Genomic DNA, 19,930 nt, shown 5'->3' on the forward strand with positions numbered 1-19,930 from the left:
CGGAGCCAAGCTTTCGTTATTTGATGAAGGGGCGCAGCACGTCGCGGGCAAGCAGGAAACCGCGCTTGACCTTTTCATCCGTCCCCTCGAAGCGCCGGTCCTCATGCTCGATGACGACCGGCCCGTCATAGCCGGCCCGATAGAGGCCCGAAAAAATCCTGCTCCAGTCGATGTCCCCAAGCCCCGGCATGCGCGGCACCTGCCAGCCTATGCCAGCCGAAAGGATTCCGCGCTCGTACAAACCATCATGATCAATCATCAGGTCCTTGGCATGCACATGCAGCATGTTTGCGCCGAACTCGCGGATGAAGCGCTCCTTGTCGATCATCTGCCAGACGAGATGCGAAGGATCGAAGTTCATGCCGACATCGCCGCCCCATGCTTCGAGGATGCGGCGCCAGACATAGGGCGAATAGGCGATATTGTGCCCGCCCGGCCATTCGTCATAGCTGAAGATCATCGGGCAGTTCTCGAAGGCGAGCTTGACGCCGTGCTCGCGGGCGTGGGCGACGATCGCCGGCCAGATTTTCTTCGCATCCTCCCAGTTGGCGTCGATAGTCTTCGAAGCGTCACCGCCGCAGAAGGTGTTGACGAGCGGCACGCCCATGCGGCTGGCAAGCACGATCACCTTCTTCAGATGGTCGATCACCGCTTCGCGATGCGCTTGGTCGGGATGGAGCGGATTGGGATAGAAGCCGAGACCCGAGACGGCCAGTCCCTTGCCGGCAAGCTCGGCCGCGATGTCCTTGGCCTCAGCGGCCGGGACGTCCACGTCGATATGGCTGGTGCCGGCGTAGCGGCGGCTGGCGCCGGAGGTCTTCGGCCAACAGGCGATTTCCAGCGCCTCGAAGCCGGCCGAGCACGCCCAGTCGGCGACCTCGCCGAGCGGCGTGTCGGGAAACGGTGCTGTCAGCAGTCCAAGCTTCATGATCCCTCCCGGTTGCTAACTATGCAGATCGCGTCGGTTGCTTCAACCGCGCATCGGTTGGCCCAGCGCAGACCTGTCCGACAAAGCCCATCGGATCGCCTGAAAGCAAACCATCAAGCGCGGCGATGATATGCGCCCGGAATGTCGCGTTGGCGGCCAAGGACGGGTTGAAGATAGCATCGATGGCGAGGATCGAATCGACGAGCCCTTTGCTGTCCGCACCGATGCGGTCGGCAATGGCGGCAATCCTGTCGGCAAACGGATCGGACACCTGCCAGGCGCGGCCGAAGCGGGCAGAAGCCTTGATCAGATAAGCCATCCAGCCGGCAACCGGCACCGAGAGAAGCGCGATGCTCCCGCCCTTCGCCAGCCGATCGCGGATCGGGTTGAGCAGGCGCTGCACGATCTTCTGCGAGCCGTCAGTGGCGATCTGGTGGTTGCGATGTCGGATCGCCGTGTTGGTGAGGCGCGACAGGCTCTGCTCGACATAGGCCGCCGGCTGAATGCCGGGCACGGGCGTCAGTGTCGGCAATGTTTCCTCGGTCAGCATGCGCCGGACGAAACGGGCCAGAACTGGGTCGGCGATGGTCTCGAACGTGTGCTCGAAGCCGCCCAAAACTCCGAGATAGCTGAGCGTCGTCTGGGCACCGTTTAGCACGCGCATCTTGAGGTGCTCGAATGGCGTAACGTCGTCGACGAAGGTCGCGCCGACAATGTCCCAGCGCGGCACGCGACCGGCGAAGCAGTTCTCGATCACCCATTGGCGGAAGCGCTCGCCCACCACCACGGCGTCGTCGCGATAGCCGAAGCGCTGCTCGACGGCGTCGATATCGGCCTCGGTCGTCGCCGGCGCGATGCGGTCGACCATGGCCGAGGGAAAGGCGACATTGGCTTCGATCCAGTCCGCCAGCCTCCTGCCGCGCCGTTCGGCGAATGTGCGTACGACATTGCCGAGGATGATGCCGTTGGTCGGGATGTTGTCGCAGGACAACAGCGTCACCGGCCGGCTATGCGTGGCCATGCGCAGTTCCAGCGCCCTTGCCAGGATGCCGGGAACGCTGCGCGGCGTCTCGGGGCTGGCGAGATCGTGCACGATATCGGGATGGTCGAGGTCGAGCGCGCCGATCGAGGGGATGTGGCAATAGCCTTTCTCGGTCACCGTCATGGTGACCGTCGCGATGTCGGCCGAGGCGAGCACGTCCAGCGCCGGCGCCGCGCTGTCCTGGCTGTCGACGACGCGAACGATGCTGCCGATGACGCGCGCCTCGACCTCGTCGTTCTGGCGGATGAGCCGCGTGTAGAGACCGTCCTGGCGCCCCAGCGTGCCGGCCAGCAGGGGAGGGCGGATGTTGATGCCGACCAGTCCCCAGCGGTCGAAATCCTTCGCCAGAAGATCGTCGGTGTATTCGGCCTGATGGCAACGGTGGAAGGCGCCGACGCCGATATGGGCGATGCCTGGCTTCAGCGCAGCGCGGTCGTAAGCCGGCGTGCGGACCTCCGACGGCAATAGGCCGAGCAGGGCAGGGCCGAGATTTTCGGGCGGCGACACGCTCACCGATTGGCTCCGATCACCCATTGCTCCTGGTCGATCAGCGCGCCGGTCATCGGGCCGGCCGCGTCGGAAAGCAGGAAGACGGCAAGATTGGCGATGTCGGTTACGGACAACAGCCGGCCGAAGGGTTGCGTCGCATTGGCCGCGTCGAGCCAGCCCGGACCGTGGCCGAGCGTCTCGGCCTGCATGACTCGTTCGGCCGGCGTGTCGGTCCAGCCGACATTGATGCCGTTGACGCGGATGCGGTCGAAGCGGTGAGCATTGGCGGCGTTCTTGGTCAGCGTCGCCAGCGCGCCCTTGGTGGCGGAATAGACGGCAAGCTCCGGCGAGCCGCAATGCGCGTTGATCGACAGGATGTTGACGATCGAGCCGCCCTGTCCGCGTTTCTTCATATCGGCGATGGCCGCCTGCATCAGGAAGAAGGGGGCGCGTGCATTGACGGCAAAAAGCGATGCCCAGTCGTCGAGTGTGGCGTCGACGAAAGAGGCACGATCGGTCAGGCCGGCGGCGTTGACTAGGCCGTCGATGCGACCGAAGTGCTCGATGCAGGTTTGCGCCAGTCGCGCCGGAGCCTCAAGGTCGCCGAGATCGGCAGCAGCGAAGGCGGCGGGAGTGCCCATGGCCGAGAGTTCGGCGGTGGCCGCGTCGCCGCGCTTCTGGTCTCGCCCGGTGATCAGCAGTCCGGCGGCGCCGGAACGCGCAAGCGTCTCAGCGATCGCCCGGCCGATGCCTTGCGTCGCGCCGGTGACCAGCACCACCTTGCCGTCGAGACGAACCTCCATTCCTCCTCCCGGAACAAAGTTTCCATTTTTTCAAATATGGAACGACGGTTCTCTTTAGTCAATCGTGCTAGAGCGGTTCACCGTTTTCATGGGACCGGTGAACCACTCTATCTCCTTGTCTTTCGCAATTCCGGACGGAAGGTTACGGCGAAGACGCCGAACTTAACCGCTCATATTTTCCTGGAATTGCTCTTGTCAGCCTGTCCGCTGCGCGACGACGCCGTGGACCAACGCCATGCCAACCGCGAGCGAGGCGGCAAGCGAGCGGAAACCGCCAAAGTCCTGCTCGACCACTTCCAGCCAGGTGTCGGAGAGTTTTGCCAACGGCGAAAAGGTGCTGTCGGTGATGGTGAGAATGCGCGCCTTGCGCTCATGCGCCACGGCGACGAGGTCGGGCGTGATCGAGTTGTAGGGGCTGAAGGAGACGGCCAGCACCGCGTCGCGCGGCGTGATGCAGCCGACCTGGTCGAGCGCGGTCGAGCCGACATTGTCGACCAGCACGTTGCGCACGCCCTGCTGCGAGAGCGTCAGCGACAGATAGGTGGTGACGGGGAAGGCGCGCTTGCTGCCGATGACATAGATCAGCTCCGCCGCCGCCAGATGATCGACCATCGTCTCGAAAGCGGCGATATCGAGATCGTTGCCGATGCGGCCGAGCGAGGCCTGGCAGGCACCGACCATGCCGTTGAGAAAATGCAGGTTGGCGTTCGGCTCCGCGGCCTTGTCCTGGCCGCCTTGCGTGTCCGGCCAGGAGCCCTTCATGCGGTCCTTGAACAGGAGCTGGAAATCGGAAAAGCCCGAATAGCCGAAGATCTGGGCGAAGCGCACCAGGGTCGAAGGCTGCACGCCGGCCTGGTCCGCCACTTGCGCGATCGTGCCCAACGCCACTTCGCTCGGATGCTGCCAGAGGAAGATCGCCACCTGGCGAAGCCGCTTCGGGAAATGCACGGTTCCCGACGCAAGCACGGCCCGCAATTCCTCGTAGGTTTGCGGTTTCGTGTAGCCAAGTGCTGCCAGCGAACGGCCTTGTTTGCGGGGAGCGCTGTCGCCGGCCTGGCCGGGTGAGGTTCGCACGCCGCTCATGGCATGGGCCGGGTTTGAAGTACCGCGCAGGAAGGTGAAGACCGCCAATTGTCGAAGTTGGCGCCGCCGCTTATCCGCCTACCGGCACCATCTCCCCGTATAGTGACGGAGAGAAGGGGAGCGGCCGCAGCCTTGGCGCCTTTTCCGCGAGGCTGGCGATTGGCGAAACCGGTGATGAGACTATACGGGGAGAGAATGCCGGCAGGCAGGTGAGGGGCGGCTCCAGCGCCCGGAAAAAGGGCAGCCATCCGACGCTTCATCACCCAGACCCTCCGTCTTTTCTACAAGCCTAGTGCGGCACGATCGTTTTACAAAACAAAATCTGGAAAAACTGTTCGAAATTGGTGGGAAGCCCCATATAGTCCCGCGCTGCCAATGACAGTTATCCGCGAGGAATCGAATCATGGTCTATGCAACCGCCGACGGAACCTCGCGTCAACGCCTGCGGGTCGGCATGGTCGGAGGCGGCCGCAACGCCTTCATCGGCGCCGTGCATCGGCTGGCGATGCGGCTCGACGACCAGATCGCGCTGGTCGCCGGTGCGCTGTCCTCGGATCCGGAAAATGCCGCAGCCTCCGCCGCGGCAATCGGCATTTCGCCTGAGCGCAGCTATGCCGACTACCGCGCCATGGCGAAGGCCGAAGCGGCGCGGGCCGACGGCATCGAGGCGGTCGTCATCGTCACGCCCAACCATCTGCACGCGCCGATCGCGACCGCGTTCCTCGAGGCCGGCATAGACGTCATTTGCGACAAGCCGCTGTCGACGACGCTTGCCGAGGCCGAGGCGCTGGTTGCGCTGACAAAAGCAAAGCAGCGCCGCTTCGTCGTCACGCTCAACAATACCGGCTACGCCATGGTCCGCCAGGCGCGCGAAATGGTGGCGGCGGGCGAGCTCGGCCGGATCGTTTCGGTGCATGGCGCCTACATCCAGGACTGGCTAACCAGGCCGATCGACGCCGAGGGCCAGAAGCAGGCGGAATGGCGCACCGATCCGGCGCGCGCCGGGCAGTCGGCGGTGCTCGCCGATATCGGCGTGCATGCCTTCAACCTGGCAAGCTTCGTCTCCGGCTTCGAGGCCGAGGCGGTTTCCGCCGACCTCTTCACCGCCGTGCCGGGACGGCGGCTCGACGACAACGCGCATGTGCTGCTGCGCTGGGCGGGCGGGGCGCGCGGCACGATCCTCGCCAGCCAGACCTCGCCCGGCCACTACAACGACCTTTCGGTGCGCATCTATGGCGAGAAGGCCGGGCTCGAATGGTTTGGATCGCGGCCGGAAGAACTGCGCTTCTCGCCCTATGGCGAGGAAACCCGCACTCTGGTGCGCGGCGGCCATGGCTCGACGGCGGAAGCCCGGCGCGTCTCGCGCATGCCGGCTGCCCATCCGGAAGGCTATATCGAGGCCTTCGCCAATTTCTATCGTGATGCCGCCGAGATCATCCGCGCGCATCGCTCGGGCGGTGCCGTAGACGCCGGGCGCGCGGCGCAGGTACCCGACGTGGTCGACGGCGCGCGCGGCGTGAAGTTTGTCGCCGCCGCGGTGGAGTCGAACGCGGCGGGAGGGGCTTGGACGGCGGCGAGGTTTGGATAAACGCTGCGTCTCTTGCGTCCTTGAGACCGATCAATCGGTGTCGCGGCTTGCGGTCGGGCGACCGACCTGCCGGTGCTCGCCGCCGATCAGGTGTGAAAGCCCCTCCAGCGCCAGGCGCCGGAACATGGCGTCTACCTGGGACGGCGACAATTTCGGCTTTCGCTCGAACCACCAGTTCAACGCTGTAAGAAAAGCGCCGACGATGAATTGCACGACGAAGTCGCGCGGGATGGCCTCGCCATGGAGGGTAGGGGGCAATTCCTGCCGCACCATTTCCGACAGGATCAGGCGGATTTCGCTCTCCGTCACGGCGCCGCCCCGCCCGCCGATCATCGTGCGGTAATGATCGGCATATCGAGCCGCATGCTCGAACATGGCCGTGCTGAAACCTAGCGGATCGTCGTGCGATGCTTCGGCTCCAGCACGCGTCGCCGACTGCGCCTCCTTGAGCTCCTCACGAAGCATCTGGAAGCCGCTGCGCAGCAAGTCCTCCTTGCCGGTATAATGCGCATAGAATGTCGAGCGGCCGACATCGGCTTCGTCGATGATGTCCTGCACCGAAAGGGTCTCGTAGCCCTTGCGCAACATCAGCGCCAGCAGCGCCTGGTGGAGGGCTTTGCGGGTGCGGGCCGCCCTCCGGTCGATTTCCCGAGGCATGGGTTCGCTCCTTTTGCCGTCGCACGGATTGGGCGACTTTTCCGGGACAGCGGGCTCGGATTGTCCGGTAGCGAACGGTCCACCCGCTTCTTCCGTCGAAAATCCCGAACAAGCTGTCCATTATCCTACGAGCTGTTTCGAAACTACGCCAGCCGCGGTCGCTGTGCCGGTGTCGGCCGGACCTTGCGTTGCTGAAGAAAGGACGTGACGAACATGCACCATATGCGAAGCGAAGCACACACGGGGGCCGCAATCGGCCCTGAGGCCAACAGAGGCATCGGCTTTCCGCGCCTCTACGATCTGCTGGTGCTCATATTGACCCGAGGGCGCGACAGCGCCTATCGCGAGGCCCTGCTCGATCTGGCCGGCCTGGCGCCGGGCTTTCACTTGCTGGACGTCGGATGTGGCACCGGCACCCAGGCGATTTCGGCCTGGCGCCGCGTGCAGCCCGGTGGATCGGTGGTCGGGGTCGACGTCTCCGAAAAGATGCTTGCCGCCGCGCGCCGCAAGGCGAGCCGGGCGGGCCTCAACATCGCGTTTCACCACGCCGATGCGGCCGAGCTGCCGTTCGAGGAAGGTCGCTTCGATGTCGTCACCTTCACGACCGTGCTGCACATGGTGCCGGAGGCAAGGCGCGGTTTTTGTCTGCGCGAGGCCGCGCGCGTTCTGCCCCCCGGCGGGCGGCTGCTGGTGATCGATTACGCCGGACCGGCGGGCGAGCGCAGACACCTGTCGGCAAAGCACGGCCTGCATGGCCAATTCGACCTGCACCGCCTTCGCGAACCGCTGGCGGCAGCCGGGTTCGAGCGCATAGAAGGCGGCCCACTCAACTGGTTGGGCCTTCATTACCTGCGGGGCATCAAATCATGAACACTGCTGTCGTGCTGATGGCTACCCCTTGATTGCCGAGCCGACGATCGAATCGACGAAGAAGCGCTGCAGGAAGACGAAGAGGATGAGCGGCGGCAGCACGGCGAGCGTGGCGCCGGCCATCACCAGGCCGGTGTTGACGGCGCCGCGGTTGTAGCTGAGCAGCCGGCTCAGGCTGATGACGATCGGATAGGCGTCGGCGTTGCCCTGCAGCACGGTCAGCGGCCACAGATAGCTGTTCCAGTGATAGACGAAGGCGAACAGAGCCAGCGCCGCGATGGCCGGCGCCACGCTCGGCGCCACGATCTTGAACAGGATGAGCAGCTCGGAAGCGCCGTCCATGCGAGCGGCGTCGATCAACTCGTCCGGCACGCCGGCGATGAACTGGCGCATCAGGAAGATGCCGAAGGCGTTGGCGAGGTTGGGCACGATGATGCCGGCAAGGCTTGCGCTCAGGCCCATCGAGCCGACCATGCGGTAGAGCGGGATCAGCGTCACGATCGGCGGCAGGAACATGGTGGCGATCAGCAGCGAGAAGAGCAGCGAGCGGCCGGGGAAAGAATATTTGGCGAAGGCGTAGCCGGCCATCATGCTGGTGACCAGGATGCCGGCGGTGGCGACCGTGGCGATGACCAAGGAATTCCACATCGAGCGTCCGACATTGATCACGCCGGCGACCTTGCCATAGGCCTCCAGGGTCGGCGTATGCGGGATCCAGACCGGCGGCACCTGCATGGTCTCGGCCGGCGTCTTCAGACTGGAGAGCACCATCCAGGCCAGCGGGAAGGCGGAGGCGACGGCGACTAGAAGCATTGCGGTCGCGAGCAGCGCCTTGCGACCCGAAGGGCGCTTGCGGGTGAGCGATCGGGTAGCCGCGCTCATTCGCTGTCCTTGCGATTGGCAAAGGCAAACAGCGCCGAGACGCAGACGATCAGCGACAGCATCAGCATCACCGCCATGGCGGAGCCCAGCCCGCCCTGCGCGCGTTCGATGCCGACGCGGCGGATGTGGTAGGTGAGCACGTTGGTCGAGCCGACCGGTCCGCCTTGCGTGATCAGCGCCACCGGCTCGAACACCTGCACCGCATTGATGATGGCAATGACCGCGCTGAACAGAAGCGTGCGGCGAAGCAAGGGCAGCGTTATGAATCGGAACTGCTCGCGTCCGTTGGCGCCGTCGAGCCACGCCGCCTCATAGAGGCTGCCGGGGATCTGCGTCAGTCCGGCGATGGCGAGCACCGTGAAATAGCCGACCTGCTGCCAGACATTGAGGAAGACGATGGAGACCAGCGCCGAGCGCGGCGAGGAGAGCCAGGGCTGCGGACCGATGCCGGCCAGGCCGAGCAGCTGGTTGAGCGGTCCCTCGCTTGGCGAATAAAGCTTCGACCAGACCAGCGCGACCGCGATCATCGGCACCATGTAGGTCGAAAACAGCACCGTGCGCAGCGCCGTGCCGCCGGCGATTTCGCGCTGGTAGACCAGCAGTCCGAAGACGACCGACAGCGGCAGGATGAGAACGACGGACAGCGCGGTGTAGATCGTGGTGTTGAGCAGCGCCGTCTTGAAATCACGGCCGACCGAGGTCGGGCCGAAGATTTCCTGGAAATTGCCGAGGCCGGTGAAGCTCGCCTCGGAAAAGGGCGTCTGCGTCGACCAGTCCTGGCAGGACAGCCAGACGGTCAGCAGCATCGGCAGCAGCACGAACACGCCGATCAATGTCACGGCGGGCGCAAGCATGATGCCCGCCGAGGCACGAAAAGCTTTGGCCATTCACCTGCTTCCGATGGCTCCGGGTCAAAGACCCGAGCTTATTTCGCCGCGCGCTCCAGGATCGACGTGGCGTCGGCCTGCGCATTCGCCTGCGCATCCTTGGCCGAGACCTGGCCATACTGCAATGCCTCGAGCGTCTGCTGCAGCGACTCGCTAAACTCCTGGCCGCCGGGCACGACGGGGAAGGGGCGCGCATCGGCAAGCACCGAGACGTAGCCGGACAGGAATTCGGAGCCGAGCTTGTCCTTATGCGCTTCGATGTCGGAGGTGCGTGACGGCAGGATGCCCATCGACATCAATATGTCGGACATGGCCGAGGCGCCGTTCTTGCCCGACTTCGGGCTGTTCAGCCAGGCGAGGAATTCCCAGGCCGCCTTCTGCTCGGCCTCGCCGGCCTTGGCGTTGACAACGGTCATCCAGGAATAGGAGATCGAATGCGGCTTGTCGCCGCTTGGGCCGACAGGGATGGGAGCGGTGGCGATGTTTGCGAACTTGTCGCCCATGCCGGTCTTCAGCGCGCTTTCCCACCAGTTGGCCATGATGATCATGCCGGTCTTGCCGGAGACGAAATTGTCGAGGAACGGGCCCGTGGTGTTGGCGTCCGCCGTTGCCATCGCCGGATTGCTCGCGCCGGACTTTATCAAGTCTTCATAGAGCGCGAAGGTTTCGCCGGCCTGGGGACTGTCCAGCGCCGGCTTGCCGTCCTTGACCAGGTTGCCACCATTGGAGACGAGCAGCGAGGCGAAAGGATGGACCACGCCCGCCGCCCATGAGTTGATCATGCCGAAGCCCTGCTGGCCCTTGGCCTTGTCGGTCAGTTTCGCGGCGGTATCCTTGAGTTCGGCCCAGGTCTTGGGCGGAGCGGCGATGCCCGCTTCCTTGAACAGTTCCTTGTTGTAGTTCAGCGCGTAGACGTCGATCTCGTTCGGAATGCCGTAGAGCGTCCCGCCGACCGAGGCGGCGCTGACGACGCCCGCCGGCCAGGCGCTCTTCACCTCGGCTGCCACCGCATCGGGAGCGGGGGCGACGAGCTTGTCCTTTGCCAGTTCCGGCAGCCACAGATCGTAGATGCCGCCGATCGTCGGACCGTCGGAGGATCCGCCCTGCGAGCGCAGCGTGGTCAAGAGGTCGCCGAACGGAACCGCGCGCACGGTGATGGCGACATCCGGGTGCTCCTTGGAAAAATCCTTGGCCGCCGCTTCGAGCAGGGCCACCGTCTCCGGCGACCAATGCGTCAGGTAGGAGATGTTGACCGATTGCGCCCAGCCGGTCGCGGGCAGCGCAATAAGCCCCGCGGCGAATCCAAGCTTCGAGATCCAGGCAAGCGACATCGGCGTCCTCCACATAAGCCATACCAGAGTGGATGACGTTATGACAACTTTGAGCAAAGGCGCAAGCCCCCTCGCACATGGACGTGCGGATCATGCTTGCAGATGAAAAACTCGATGATGTCGATCTAGTCAGGTTTACGTAAATAAATCAGAAGGATAAGACGCGGTTTCCCGGCCGATCACCGATCAATAAGCAGCCGTCGACGTCTTTGCGGCTCTTGCGAGCGGCATCATGTCGTTATAATGACATCTGAAAAAATGCTGACCGGAGCCGCCATACATGACACGGGTTCTCGCCATCGATCTCGGCGGCACCAATCTGCGCGCCGCGGTCCATACGGGCGATATCGGCGTCCTTGTGCCCCAGGTCCGTGAGCCGGCGCCGGCGAGCCTCGACGCGTTCGTGACGCGCGTCCGCACGCTTGCGGCCGCAGGCGAGGCCGAAGCGCTCGGGCTTGCCGTGCCGGGACTTGTCGAGGGCTCCGCATGCCGCTGGATACCGAATCTGCCCTGGCTCGACGGCGTCGACGTCGCGGCGCTCTTTCCCGACCTTCGCGTGGCGGTCGGCAATGACGCGCAGATCGCGCTGCTGGCGGAAGCGGCGCAAGGCGCGGCCAAGGGCGTCTCCGATGCGATCCTGCTGGCCATCGGCACCGGCATCGGCTCGGCGGTGCTGGCCAATGGCGGCATCGTCGCCGGCGCGCATGGCGGCGCCTGCTCCTTCGGCTGGGCCAGCGCCGACGTCAGGGACCACGGCGAGGATCGCAGCGGCTGGCTGGAACGTGTCGCCTCCGGCCGTGCGCTGGACGCCCTTGCCGCACAGATCGGACTGGCCGACAGCCGCCAGCTGATCGCCGCCGCCAAAGCGGGCCAGCTTGCCGCGCAGACCCTGCTCGAGGTGCCGGCGCGCCAACTCGGCACGGCGCTGGCCGGCGCGGTCGGGTTGCTCGATCCAGGCGTCATCCTGGTCTCGGGCGGCCTGGCCGACGCACTGGATGTGATTGCGCCGCCATTGCTTGCGGCGCTACGGCGTCAATTGCCGCCGCATCTGCGCGGCATCGAACTTAGGCCTGGAAAATTCGGCTCCCGCGCCGGCCTGGTTGGTGCTGCGCTTGCCGGACAGGCGGGAAGCGGGTGGAGACAGATCCGATGAGCGAAGCGACCTTTCAGCAGCCGGACCGCAGGCGACCGGAGCCGCTCTGGTATCAGGTCGAGGAGGCGATCCGCGCCATCGTCAAGAGCGGCGAGTGGGCGACCGGCGACCAGATCCCGGCCGAGGACCGGCTCTGCGCGCTATTCGGCGTCAGCCGCATCACGCTTCGCCACGCGCTGCGCAATCTTGAGGAAAGCGGACTGCTCAGACGCGAGCATGGAAGGGGCACCTTCGTGCGCTCGGCGACGCTGGTCGCCGGCACGCGCGAGCTCACCTCCTTCACCCAGGAGATGGGCAATATCGGCGTGGTCGCCGGCTCGCGCCTGCTCGACTGCAGCCTGACGACGGCGAATGCGGCGGCGGCCGGCGCGCTGGAGATCGAGGAGGGCGATCCTGTCGTGCGGATCCGGCGGTTGAGGCTGGGCAACAACGAGCCGATCGGCATCCAGACGGCGCAACTGGCGGCCGCGCGCGTGCCGGGCTTTCTCGATTCCGGCCTGCTCAAGGGCTCGCTCTACGAGGCGCTGGAGCGTCAGTACGGCATCGTGCCGGCCGAGGCGCGCGAGAACTACCGCGTCGGCGCGGTCAGCGGCGCCGACGCCGAGCTGCTCGACCTGCCCGCGGGCAGTCCCGCCTTCGTCGTCGAGCGCATCACCATCGACGAGCGCGGCCCGTTCGAATTCACCGTCTCGGTCATGCGCGGCGACCGCTACGAGATACGCTCGACGCTGCGCGCCGGCCGTCTCCCAAACACCAGAAGCTGACACGATCAACAGGAGTACCGAAGTGTCCGATCTCTACATTCCCCGTCTCGCCGCCCTCATCGAACAGGCATCGAAGGCCAATGAAGAAGCCTTCGGCCGGGCGGCGAGCCGTTTCGCCGACACGCTGCAAAACGGCGGGCTGGTCCATCTCTACGGTTCGGGCCATTCGGTGCTGCCGGCGCAGGAGATGTTTCCGCGCTATGGCAGCTTCGTCGGCTTCAATCCGCTGACCGACCCGCGTGTGATGTGGCACAACGTGCTCGGCGCCGGCGGCGTGCGCGAGCTTTTGTGGCTGGAGCGGACCGAGAAATATGCCGAGAAGTTCCTCGACCATCAGCCGCTGAACACGGGCGATTCCATCATCATCTTCGGCCATAGCGGCCGCAATTCCTCGGGTATCGACACCGCGCTCTACGCCAAGAAGCGCGGCATCTTCGTCGTAGCGGTCACCAGCAAGAACAATCTCGACAAGCCAGCCACGCATTCCTCCGGCAAGCGGCTGGCGGACGCCGCCGACCTCGTCATCGACACCTGCTCGCCGATCGAGGACGCGGTGGTGCCGATCGAAGGCTGGAGCCGCCCGGTGTCGGGCTCGTCGACGGTGCTGGCGATGATCATGGCGCATGAGTTGCTCGCCCGCACGGCCGAGCAATTGTCGAAGCGCGGCATCGAGCTGCCGGTCTTCGCCTCGCCGACCATTGCGGGCGTGACGCTGCACGACACCGACGTCATCTACGGCGTCTACCGCGAACGCATGATCGAGGCGCAGAAGAAGCACCTGCCGACCTTCCAGGCGACGATGCGCGGGGAATGATCAGGCGGGCGGCGCATCAGGCGCCCTCCCGCGAGCCGCTCAGATCCGGCGCCGCCTGGTTGCGGAATGCCTGGGCGGTGCGTCATTCTCATCGGGATTGGGGATCGGCTCCTCGTCGGGCAGCCGGTCCGGCTCCGGTTCGCGCACCGGTTTCGGTTCCGGGATGGGCGGCGGCGTGGGCACGGGCGTGGGAGATGGGTCCGGATTGGGGAGAATGGCCATCGCGTTTTCCTTCCGTTCGATGCCTTGGCAAGGCCTGCTGCGAATCCCAAAAACCGGGATGTCCTGCCCGACCTGAACTGATGGAGGTGACCGCTGCATTCGGACGCTTCGTCTGGAGCGATCGGCGGCGCAAGCTGGCAGAACGGCCACGCCCCCGGATGGTTCCAACACGATCGCGGCGCGCGACGGCGGCAGACAATGATCAAATGATTCCACCTGCCTGTTTCGGCTCTTGCCGGCGTCGGTCGGCGCCTTAAATCCCGTTGTGGACGGGGGCCATCTGCCGACACAGGAGACGGCCGTGAAGCACCAAACCCTTGATCAGATCAACGCCGTTGCCGACGTTCATACCGAAGCACCGGCTCTCATCGCTAATCGCGGTCAGCGCCTTGAGCGCTGGGCGCAGCTTCTTGAACAAAATCCCGGCCGCCGCCTCACGGCGCTGGCGGGCACCGAATACGCCTCAGCCGATGTGCGCCAAAGAATGCGTATCGACGGCTCGGCGATCACCATCGCTTTCGAGGATCCGATCTTCCGCGCGCAAGGCCTGCGGGACGACACTTACGGCGAAGCCAAGCGCTTCTTCGAAATGAGCGACTGGCAGCTGCATGAAGTCGTCTGCCATTGCCATGTCGGCGCCAACATGCCGGCCCGCTGGGCGGCCTCGCGCGTGCGCGCGGCGATCTCCCCGGGCGCCGGCATTCTTGCGTGGCTGAGAGCGGTGTTCATGCGTTAGAGCGGTTCCGTCGGCGGGATCGCGTCGGGCTCGCTGGCTGACGCAGACGAAGGAGAGGCGCCGGGCTCTCCTCCGCGTCAGCGATCGATCTCGCCGAACACGATGTCGAGCGAGCCGATGATCGCCGCGACATCGGCCACCATGTGCCCGCGCGACAGGAAATCCATCGCCTGGAGATGGGCGAAGGATGGCGCGCGTATCTTGCAGCGGTAGGGAACGTTGCTGCCGTCCGAGACCAGATAGACGCCGAACTCGCCTTTCGGCGCCTCGACCGCGGCATAGACCTCTCCGGGCGGTACGCGGTGGCCTTCGGTATAAAGCTTGAAATGATGGATGGTCGCTTCCATCGAGCGCTTCATGGTGGCGCGCGGCGGCGGCGTGATCTTCTGGTTGGGCACCGCGACCGGGCCCCGGCCATCGGATGAGCGCAGCTTTTCCAGGCACTGCCGCATAATCCGCACCGACTGGCGCATCTCTTCCATGCGCACCAGATAGCGATCGTAACAGTCGCCGTGCTTGCCTATGGGGATATCGAAATCCATTTCGGGATAGCATTCATAGGGCTGCGCCTTGCGCAGATCCCAGGCGGCGCCCGAGCCGCGCACCATGGGGCCGGAGAAGCCCATGCCCCAGGCGTCGTCGAGCGAGATCACGCCGACATCGACATTGCGCTGCTTGAAGATGCGGTTGTCGGTGAGCAGGCCCTCGAGATTGTCGCAGACCTTCAGGAACGGATCGCAGAAATCCCAGATGTCGTCGAGCAGCTTTTCCGGCAGGTCCTGGTGGACGCCGCCGACGCGGAAATAGTTCGCGTGCATACGCGCGCCTGAGGCGCGTTCATAAAACACCATCAGCTTCTCGCGTTCGGCGAAACCCCATAGCGGCGGCGTCAGGGCGCCGATATCCATGGCCTGCGTGGTGACGTTGAGAAGATGCGACAAGAGCCGCCCGATCTCGCAAAACAGCACGCGGATCAGTTGGCCGCGCCGGGGAACGGACAGCTCGAGCAGCTTTTCGGCGGCAAGGCAGAAGGCATGCTCCTGGTTCATCGGCGCGACGTAGTCGAGCCGATCGAAATAAGGCAGGGCCTGCAGATAGTTCTTGTATTCGATCAGCTTCTCGGTGCCGCGATGGAGCAGGCCGATATGCGGATCGGCGCGGTCGACGATCTCGCCGTCCAGTTCCAGCACCAGCCTGAGCACGCCATGCGCCGACGGGTGCTGCGGCCCGAAGTTGAGCATGAAGTTGCGGACCGCGGCTTCGGTCATGACGGCCTCCGCAAGAGTGAGGATCGAAGGCGAACCGCGGCCCGTCGGCCGCCGTTCGGCTGGGTCATGCCCCCAAAGGTCAGGCCGTCGTCTGGATGATCAGCGTCAGCGTGCCGTCACCGTCGATGTTGGCGGCGACGACCTGCGAGGAATTCAGTCCGTTCGCATGCAGAACCGACGTCGCCTCGGGCGAGGCGTCGACCGAGTTCTGCAGCTTGGCCAGTCCCTTGGCGGTCGTCCTGGTGACTATGGCTTCGGCCTGCGCCTTCACTTCCGAGGGCAGGTCCTCCATCGCCACCACGACGATGTTGGTGACGTTCTGGGCGGCATCGTCCTGGCCGGGCTGCGGCTGGCCGGGGATGGGCTCCTGGGCAGGGGGCGTCGCTTGCGGCGGCTGCGGATCGGCGCGTTGAGCGGAAGCGGGTTGCGCCAATGCCATTGCCGACAGCGTCAGGACCATCGTCAACATGCGCATCGTCTTTCCTTTCCATCTGGAAAACCTGACGACACAACCCTGGCACCCGGCGATGGTTCCCGGATAATCGCCGGCGCGGCTGCTTAAAGAGCCCGCATTGTCCGCAACGTCACCGAATAGCGATGGCGTTCGACGGGCGGGATGCTGTGCTCCCACTCGTGCCTGGCCGGCCCTGCCATGAGGTAGAGCGATCTGGGCTCGACCTCGATCGTTTCACGGTCCCACGCCGCGCCGTTCTTGCGGCGCAGCCGGAAGCTGCAGGACGCCAGCAGGGAAACGCCGGCGACCAGCTCGAAATGCGGCTTGTCCCGATGCCAGCCTAAGCCCGCGCCCGGGCGATATTCGTTGATCAGCACTTGCGCGAACTCTGTTGCGGAGATGCACGCAAAAGCGGCGACCTTGGCGCGAAGCGGCAGCAGGAAGTCCGGTATGGGCGGCGCTTCCACGACCTGGCGGCGTTCGTAATCGTAGCGCAAGCCGAAGCCGACGACCTGCCTGTTGGCAAGATGGCCGTGGAAATCGAACGGCTTGAAGGGCAGGCCCCGGATATGACGGACCAGCTCGTGTTCTTCGTCGCGGGCAATCAGGTCCGGCTGGTAGGAGAAGCCTACGGGCATGGGCGGCTGGCTTGCAGGCCCACCGAACAGATCGCCCTGGAAAGCGTCGCCGGCAGCTCGGTTTTTCAATAATGTCATGCGGCTCAGATAGGCAATCGGGCCCCTTGTGCAAGCCGGCATGGCGGAACCTCGCGGCGCAAGGAGGATTGAGCGTTGGAAGCAGGAGACGGCACATGCCTTCCACCGCGATCCGGACTATCCATTACGATCCGTCGAGGCGGGTCCTCTCGGTATGGTTCGTCCCGACCGGCAAGCGCTATGACTATGAGGACGTAGGACCCGAGGTCTACACGGCTTTCAAGGCGGCCTTCTCAAAAGGGCAGTTCTTCAACGAATTCGTTCGCGACCGTTTCAGATATCACCTGGTCGAGCATGAAGGCTCGGCCTGCTCCGAAAAATATAGAAATCAATGAAGCTTGCTGGCGGAGAGAGCGGGATTCGAACCCGCGTTACGGTTTCCCGTAAACACACTTTCCAGGCGTGCGCCTTCAACCACTCGGCCACCTCTCCGTCTTGGCATCTCGCGTCGGCCAGTTTTGCCGCGCGGGTTGGGGAGATGCTCCCATGGGAAGTCCTCAACGGATATCTGGTGTGCCCTCAACCGGCAGGCAACCCTTCCCCGCACCGCTAGCCGTCTAGGCAAACAGGCGCGGGGCTCATCTAGTCGATCCTAATGCGAATGCCAAGCCATATTGGCATTGCCGCGGCTTTTGCCGTGTATGGGCGCAAAGGCAGGGTCAGGGCGATGCGTTCGAATGATGTGCACAGGCGATGGCGACGCGCCGGTGATGCTTGACTTCGCCTCCGCCCGGCTGTCGACTGCGCCAATCTTGTTTTCATGCAGTCCCGGTGGACGGTTGCGAGCTTTCCCTGGAACTGCAGGTTCGGTTTTGCAGTTCCCGCCGGAAAGCCGCGAGGCGGCTTTCGCGGAATTGCCTGGGCGAGGGGCATCGTCCCGACATGGCATCGATCGACCAGCAACCCGCGGGGCGGCCGGACGGCGGGCTTTCCCTCATTCCGGTGGCGTGGCTCGTAATCATCATGGGGCTGTCGGCCTACGGGCTGATCTCCTCCTGGCGGCTGATCGGTGACTTCAGCCTGCCCGACAGCGTGTTCTTCCTGGTCTATGGCGGCCTTACCGGCGGCGTCATCACCATCCTGTGGGGGCTGTACCTGCTTGGCCTTGCCTTCAACCGGTCGGCCCGCTTTCCGCGCCATTACACGATCTGGCAGATCGCCATCATCATCTGGCTCCTGGTGCGCCAGGCCTATGTGTTGCTCGTGTCCGACTTCGTCTTCTCGGCCGAGGCGCTGGGCTTCACCGTCGCCGAGATCGCCATCGGCCTGCTTTGCATTTACCTGCTGCGCAACGGGGCCGGCGCCGAGACGATCTACGCCAATCCGGAGACCGAGCGGCCGCCGGTCTTCGTCTCGATCCTTGCCGCGCTGCTCGGCATCGTCCTTGGCGGCGCGATCGGCGTCTGCGCCGGTTTCTTCGCCGGTTCCCTGATAGCGGACCTGACGCATATGAGCTGTTTCGAGGGCGCCTGCGGATTTTTCGCGGCTTTTGTCGGCCTGGGCGGCATGATCGTCGGCGCGGTCGCCGGCGGCATTTTCGCCATCTGGCGGGTGAACCGGCGCAAGCCGGCGCGGGCTCGCTAATTTCACGGGCCGCGATTGCGCGGAAACCACGCACGCTCTATGTCGATTGCGGAGCAGACGGGAGCGTTCCCGGGGAGAGCGTCGATGTTGCGTTTCATCTTTCGGCTGGCAGCCATGGTTGCGCTGTCGATCTCGGTGATCATGGCGGTGATCGATACGACACGCTCGGTCGCAGCCTCCTCGCTGGTGATGACGCCGCTCAATGCAAGCTGGCTCGCGGTCTCGCCCGATACCCGTGCGGCCTTCGAGACTTTCGTGCGCACCAAGGCAAGCCCGCTGGTCTGGGACGGCGCCGTCGCATGGGTGCTCGCACAACCAGGTTTTGCTGTTTTCGCGGTGCTGGCCTTCCTGCTCTACGCCATCGGCTACCGGCGCAAGCGCCGCGGCGCGGAATTCGCCCCAAGTCCCTGAAGGCTCTTGTTTTGACGCTGTTGCGGACGGACGGCCACGGCGAAATCGCCGGTAACCGCTTTTTCCAACAGGTCAAAATTCCACGTGAATTTTGTTTCGCGCCGTGCCAGATTGACCGCGAGCGGGAGGGGCAAAACACTTCCTGCCTGGCACCGCAAGCCTGCCGGAGAACCGGGCGGGCAGGCGGCGCATAACGGAAAAATAACCGACAGGGTGTGGATCACATGAAACGTATCGTTCTCGGCCTTCTGGCCGCAACCGCAATGGTTCTTCCGGCTTTCGCCGCGGATGTCCAGCCGGCCATCCTCTATGATCTGGGCGGCAAGTTCGACAAATCCTTCAACGAGGCCGCCTATCATGGCGCGGAGAAGTTCAAGGCCGAGACCGGCATCGCCTATGTCGAATTCGAGGTCTCCAACGCCTCGCAGCGCGAGCAGGCGCTGCGCCGCTTCGCCGAGGACGGCCGCAACCCGATCGTCATGGCCGGCTTTGCCTGGGAGGACGCGCTGAAGAAGGTCGCGGCCGAATATACCGATCTCAACTTCGCCATCATCGACGATGCCGTCGACCTGCCCAATGTCCGCTCGCTGGTGTTCAAGGAGAATGAAGGCTCCTACCTCGTCGGCATCCTGGCGGCGATGGCGTCGAAGTCGAAGAAGGTCGGCTTCGTCGGCGGCATGGACATCCCGCTGATCCGCAAGTTCGAATGCGGCTATGTCGGCGGCGCCAAGTCGGCCGGCGCGACGGACGTCATCCAGAATATGACCGGCGACACGCCGGCCGCATGGAACGACCCGGCCAAGGGCGGCGAGATCGCAAAGACGCAGATCGACCAGGGCGCCGACGTGGTTTACGCGGCTGCCGGCGGCACCGGCGTCGGCGTGCTCCAGGCGGCGGCGGATGCGGGCAAGCTCGGCATCGGCGTCGATTCCAACCAGAACGGCCTGCAGCCTGGCAAGGTGCTGACCTCGATGCTGAAGCGCGTCGACGTTGCCGTCTACAATGCCTTCATGGACGGCAAGAACGGCACCTTCAAAGGCGGCGTCGAAAATCTCGGCCTCAAGGAAGGCGGCGTCGACTACGCCATGGACGACAACAACAAGGCGCTGGTGACCGATGAGATGAAGGCGGCCGTCGAAAAGGCCAAGGCCGACATCATCTCGGGCAAGGTCCAGGTGCACGACTACACCACCGACAACGCCTGCCCGTATTGATCTGCGGCTGAAGCAAGGTTTGAACCGCCGGGCC

Annotated in this window: 22 protein-coding genes and 1 tRNA gene; 10 read left to right on the plus strand and 13 right to left on the minus strand. The window is 64.6% G+C overall.

What is annotated here, in order from left to right; translation table 11 throughout:
* Positions 1–16 precede the first annotated feature (16 nt).
* The 4 genes from LB529_RS08225 to LB529_RS08240 form a co-directional block, all read right to left on the minus strand.
* Complete coding sequence (locus LB529_RS08225; protein WP_224710786.1) at positions 17–928, minus strand: sugar phosphate isomerase/epimerase family protein; 912 nt, start codon at positions 926–928, stop codon at positions 17–19.
* A gap of 19 nt (positions 929–947) precedes the next feature.
* Positions 948–2,483, minus strand: coding sequence for a mannitol dehydrogenase family protein (locus LB529_RS08230; RefSeq protein WP_411962455.1), 1,536 nt, complete (start codon positions 2,481–2,483; stop codon positions 948–950).
* Entirely contained in the window at positions 2,480–3,262 is a 783-nt protein-coding gene (locus LB529_RS08235) for an SDR family oxidoreductase (RefSeq protein ID WP_224710788.1), read from the minus strand. Before LB529_RS08235 ends, LB529_RS08230 begins: the two co-directional genes overlap by 4 nt.
* Before the next feature lie 195 nt (positions 3,263–3,457).
* Positions 3,458–4,345: a MurR/RpiR family transcriptional regulator gene (locus LB529_RS08240; protein WP_224710789.1), complete on the minus strand. Its 888-nt coding sequence runs from the start codon at positions 4,343–4,345 to the stop codon at positions 3,458–3,460.
* A 403-nt stretch (positions 4,346–4,748) separates the two neighbouring features.
* Here LB529_RS08240 and LB529_RS08245 point away from each other — a divergent pair, with 403 nt between their 5' ends.
* Positions 4,749–5,933, plus strand: a complete 1,185-nt coding sequence (locus LB529_RS08245) for a Gfo/Idh/MocA family protein (protein ID WP_224710790.1) — start codon at positions 4,749–4,751, stop codon at positions 5,931–5,933.
* A 30-nt stretch (positions 5,934–5,963) separates the two neighbouring features.
* Here the strand turns inward: LB529_RS08245 and LB529_RS08250 are convergent, their stop codons facing one another.
* A complete protein-coding gene (locus tag LB529_RS08250) occupies positions 5,964–6,590 on the minus strand; it encodes a TetR/AcrR family transcriptional regulator (protein WP_224710791.1) in 627 nt (208 codons plus the stop codon).
* Between the two features lie 213 nt (positions 6,591–6,803).
* Between LB529_RS08250 and LB529_RS08255 the strand changes: the two genes are divergently transcribed.
* Positions 6,804–7,460 carry a class I SAM-dependent methyltransferase gene (locus LB529_RS08255; protein WP_224710926.1) on the plus strand — a complete coding sequence of 219 codons (657 nt, stop codon included), beginning with the start codon at positions 6,804–6,806 and terminating at the stop codon, positions 7,458–7,460.
* 21 nt (positions 7,461–7,481) lie between these two features.
* Here the strand turns inward: LB529_RS08255 and LB529_RS08260 are convergent, their stop codons facing one another.
* From LB529_RS08260 to LB529_RS08270, 3 genes are read right to left on the minus strand one after another with little or no spacing between them, the layout of a single operon-like run.
* Entirely contained in the window at positions 7,482–8,342 is an 861-nt protein-coding gene (locus tag LB529_RS08260; RefSeq protein WP_224710792.1) for a carbohydrate ABC transporter permease, read from the minus strand.
* Positions 8,339–9,229: a carbohydrate ABC transporter permease gene (locus LB529_RS08265; RefSeq protein WP_224710793.1), complete on the minus strand. Its 891-nt coding sequence runs from the start codon at positions 9,227–9,229 to the stop codon at positions 8,339–8,341. Before LB529_RS08265 ends, LB529_RS08260 begins: the two co-directional genes overlap by 4 nt.
* A gap of 38 nt (positions 9,230–9,267) precedes the next feature.
* Entirely contained in the window at positions 9,268–10,560 is a 1,293-nt protein-coding gene (locus tag LB529_RS08270) for an ABC transporter substrate-binding protein (protein WP_224710794.1), read from the minus strand.
* 280 nt (positions 10,561–10,840) lie between these two features.
* Here LB529_RS08270 and LB529_RS08275 point away from each other — a divergent pair, with 280 nt between their 5' ends.
* From LB529_RS08275 to LB529_RS08285, 3 genes are read left to right on the plus strand one after another with little or no spacing between them, the layout of a single operon-like run.
* The gene (locus LB529_RS08275; RefSeq protein WP_224710795.1) at positions 10,841–11,713 is read left to right on the plus strand and encodes an ROK family protein; all 873 of its coding nucleotides are present in this window, start codon (positions 10,841–10,843) and stop codon (positions 11,711–11,713) included.
* Positions 11,710–12,477, plus strand: a complete 768-nt coding sequence (locus LB529_RS08280) for a GntR family transcriptional regulator (RefSeq protein WP_224710796.1) — start codon at positions 11,710–11,712, stop codon at positions 12,475–12,477. The genes LB529_RS08275 and LB529_RS08280 overlap by 4 nt, the downstream gene beginning before the upstream one ends.
* Before the next feature lie 22 nt (positions 12,478–12,499).
* On the plus strand, positions 12,500–13,291 hold the full coding sequence (locus LB529_RS08285) for a sugar isomerase domain-containing protein (protein ID WP_224710797.1): 792 nt from the start codon (positions 12,500–12,502) through the stop codon (positions 13,289–13,291).
* A 39-nt stretch (positions 13,292–13,330) separates the two neighbouring features.
* On the opposite strand, the gene LB529_RS08290 is transcribed toward LB529_RS08285, so the two are convergent.
* Positions 13,331–13,513: a hypothetical protein gene (locus LB529_RS08290; RefSeq protein ID WP_095766249.1), complete on the minus strand. Its 183-nt coding sequence runs from the start codon at positions 13,511–13,513 to the stop codon at positions 13,331–13,333.
* A 301-nt stretch (positions 13,514–13,814) separates the two neighbouring features.
* On the opposite strand from LB529_RS08290, the gene LB529_RS08295 reads away from it, so the two are divergent.
* The gene (locus LB529_RS08295; protein WP_095766690.1) at positions 13,815–14,249 is read left to right on the plus strand and encodes a hypothetical protein; all 435 of its coding nucleotides are present in this window, start codon (positions 13,815–13,817) and stop codon (positions 14,247–14,249) included.
* A 77-nt stretch (positions 14,250–14,326) separates the two neighbouring features.
* Here the strand turns inward: LB529_RS08295 and LB529_RS08300 are convergent, their stop codons facing one another.
* The 3 genes from LB529_RS08300 to LB529_RS08310 all read right to left on the minus strand — a co-directional run bounded on the left by LB529_RS08300 (position 14,327) and on the right by LB529_RS08310 (position 16,687).
* Positions 14,327–15,517 carry an NADH-quinone oxidoreductase subunit D gene (locus LB529_RS08300; protein WP_224710798.1) on the minus strand — a complete coding sequence of 397 codons (1,191 nt, stop codon included), beginning with the start codon at positions 15,515–15,517 and terminating at the stop codon, positions 14,327–14,329.
* Between the two features lie 79 nt (positions 15,518–15,596).
* Positions 15,597–15,992: a hypothetical protein gene (locus LB529_RS08305; RefSeq protein WP_224710799.1), complete on the minus strand. Its 396-nt coding sequence runs from the start codon at positions 15,990–15,992 to the stop codon at positions 15,597–15,599.
* 83 nt (positions 15,993–16,075) lie between these two features.
* Positions 16,076–16,687 (minus strand): alpha-ketoglutarate-dependent dioxygenase AlkB, encoded by a 612-nt coding sequence (locus LB529_RS08310; protein WP_224710927.1) that lies wholly within the window; start codon positions 16,685–16,687, stop codon positions 16,076–16,078.
* 95 nt (positions 16,688–16,782) lie between these two features.
* Between LB529_RS08310 and LB529_RS08315 the strand changes: the two genes are divergently transcribed.
* Positions 16,783–17,022: a KTSC domain-containing protein gene (locus LB529_RS08315; RefSeq protein WP_224710800.1), complete on the plus strand. Its 240-nt coding sequence runs from the start codon at positions 16,783–16,785 to the stop codon at positions 17,020–17,022.
* Positions 17,023–17,029: 7 nt separating this feature from the next.
* Here the strand turns inward: LB529_RS08315 and LB529_RS08320 are convergent.
* Positions 17,030–17,119, minus strand: a tRNA-Ser gene (locus LB529_RS08320).
* Between the two features lie 450 nt (positions 17,120–17,569).
* Here LB529_RS08320 and LB529_RS08325 point away from each other — a divergent pair.
* The 3 genes from LB529_RS08325 (at position 17,570) to LB529_RS08335 (ending at position 19,896) form a co-directional block, all read left to right on the plus strand.
* Entirely contained in the window at positions 17,570–18,271 is a 702-nt protein-coding gene (locus tag LB529_RS08325) for a hypothetical protein (RefSeq protein ID WP_224710801.1), read from the plus strand.
* Between the two features lie 84 nt (positions 18,272–18,355).
* The gene (locus tag LB529_RS08330; protein ID WP_095766255.1) at positions 18,356–18,682 is read left to right on the plus strand and encodes a hypothetical protein; all 327 of its coding nucleotides are present in this window, start codon (positions 18,356–18,358) and stop codon (positions 18,680–18,682) included.
* A 224-nt stretch (positions 18,683–18,906) separates the two neighbouring features.
* On the plus strand, positions 18,907–19,896 hold the full coding sequence (locus LB529_RS08335) for a BMP family protein (protein WP_095766256.1): 990 nt from the start codon (positions 18,907–18,909) through the stop codon (positions 19,894–19,896).
* The last annotated feature ends 34 nt before the right edge of the window (positions 19,897–19,930 follow it).

The organism is Mesorhizobium sp. CA5 (assembly GCF_020165105.1).
Taxonomy (GTDB): domain Bacteria; phylum Pseudomonadota; class Alphaproteobacteria; order Rhizobiales; family Rhizobiaceae; genus Mesorhizobium.

What these genes read in the sequence shown, in the direction of transcription:
- LB529_RS08275 (WP_224710795.1), top strand. Translation starts at nt 10,841, where the DNA reads ATGACACGGGTTCTCGCCATCGATCTCGGCGGCACCAATCTGCGCGCC.
- LB529_RS08250 (WP_224710791.1), bottom strand. Translation starts at nt 6,590, where the DNA reads ATGCCTCGGGAAATCGACCGGAGGGCGGCCCGCACCCGCAAAGCCCTC.
- LB529_RS08245 (WP_224710790.1), top strand. Translation starts at nt 4,749, where the DNA reads ATGGTCTATGCAACCGCCGACGGAACCTCGCGTCAACGCCTGCGGGTC.
- LB529_RS08300 (WP_224710798.1), bottom strand. Translation starts at nt 15,517, where the DNA reads ATGACCGAAGCCGCGGTCCGCAACTTCATGCTCAACTTCGGGCCGCAG.
- LB529_RS08255 (WP_224710926.1), top strand. Translation starts at nt 6,804, where the DNA reads ATGCACCATATGCGAAGCGAAGCACACACGGGGGCCGCAATCGGCCCT.
- LB529_RS08335 (WP_095766256.1), top strand. Translation starts at nt 18,907, where the DNA reads ATGAAACGTATCGTTCTCGGCCTTCTGGCCGCAACCGCAATGGTTCTT.
- LB529_RS08225 (WP_224710786.1), bottom strand. Translation starts at nt 928, where the DNA reads ATGAAGCTTGGACTGCTGACAGCACCGTTTCCCGACACGCCGCTCGGC.
- LB529_RS08235 (WP_224710788.1), bottom strand. Translation starts at nt 3,262, where the DNA reads ATGGAGGTTCGTCTCGACGGCAAGGTGGTGCTGGTCACCGGCGCGACG.
- LB529_RS08270 (WP_224710794.1), bottom strand. Translation starts at nt 10,560, where the DNA reads ATGTCGCTTGCCTGGATCTCGAAGCTTGGATTCGCCGCGGGGCTTATT.
- LB529_RS08315 (WP_224710800.1), top strand. Translation starts at nt 16,783, where the DNA reads ATGCCTTCCACCGCGATCCGGACTATCCATTACGATCCGTCGAGGCGG.
- LB529_RS08305 (WP_224710799.1), bottom strand. Translation starts at nt 15,992, where the DNA reads ATGCGCATGTTGACGATGGTCCTGACGCTGTCGGCAATGGCATTGGCG.
- LB529_RS08325 (WP_224710801.1), top strand. Translation starts at nt 17,570, where the DNA reads ATGGCATCGATCGACCAGCAACCCGCGGGGCGGCCGGACGGCGGGCTT.
- LB529_RS08310 (WP_224710927.1), bottom strand. Translation starts at nt 16,687, where the DNA reads ATGACATTATTGAAAAACCGAGCTGCCGGCGACGCTTTCCAGGGCGAT.
- LB529_RS08280 (WP_224710796.1), top strand. Translation starts at nt 11,710, where the DNA reads ATGAGCGAAGCGACCTTTCAGCAGCCGGACCGCAGGCGACCGGAGCCG.
- LB529_RS08265 (WP_224710793.1), bottom strand. Translation starts at nt 9,229, where the DNA reads ATGGCCAAAGCTTTTCGTGCCTCGGCGGGCATCATGCTTGCGCCCGCC.
- LB529_RS08260 (WP_224710792.1), bottom strand. Translation starts at nt 8,342, where the DNA reads ATGAGCGCGGCTACCCGATCGCTCACCCGCAAGCGCCCTTCGGGTCGC.
- LB529_RS08290 (WP_095766249.1), bottom strand. Translation starts at nt 13,513, where the DNA reads ATGGCCATTCTCCCCAATCCGGACCCATCTCCCACGCCCGTGCCCACG.
- LB529_RS08330 (WP_095766255.1), top strand. Translation starts at nt 18,356, where the DNA reads ATGTTGCGTTTCATCTTTCGGCTGGCAGCCATGGTTGCGCTGTCGATC.
- LB529_RS08240 (WP_224710789.1), bottom strand. Translation starts at nt 4,345, where the DNA reads ATGAGCGGCGTGCGAACCTCACCCGGCCAGGCCGGCGACAGCGCTCCC.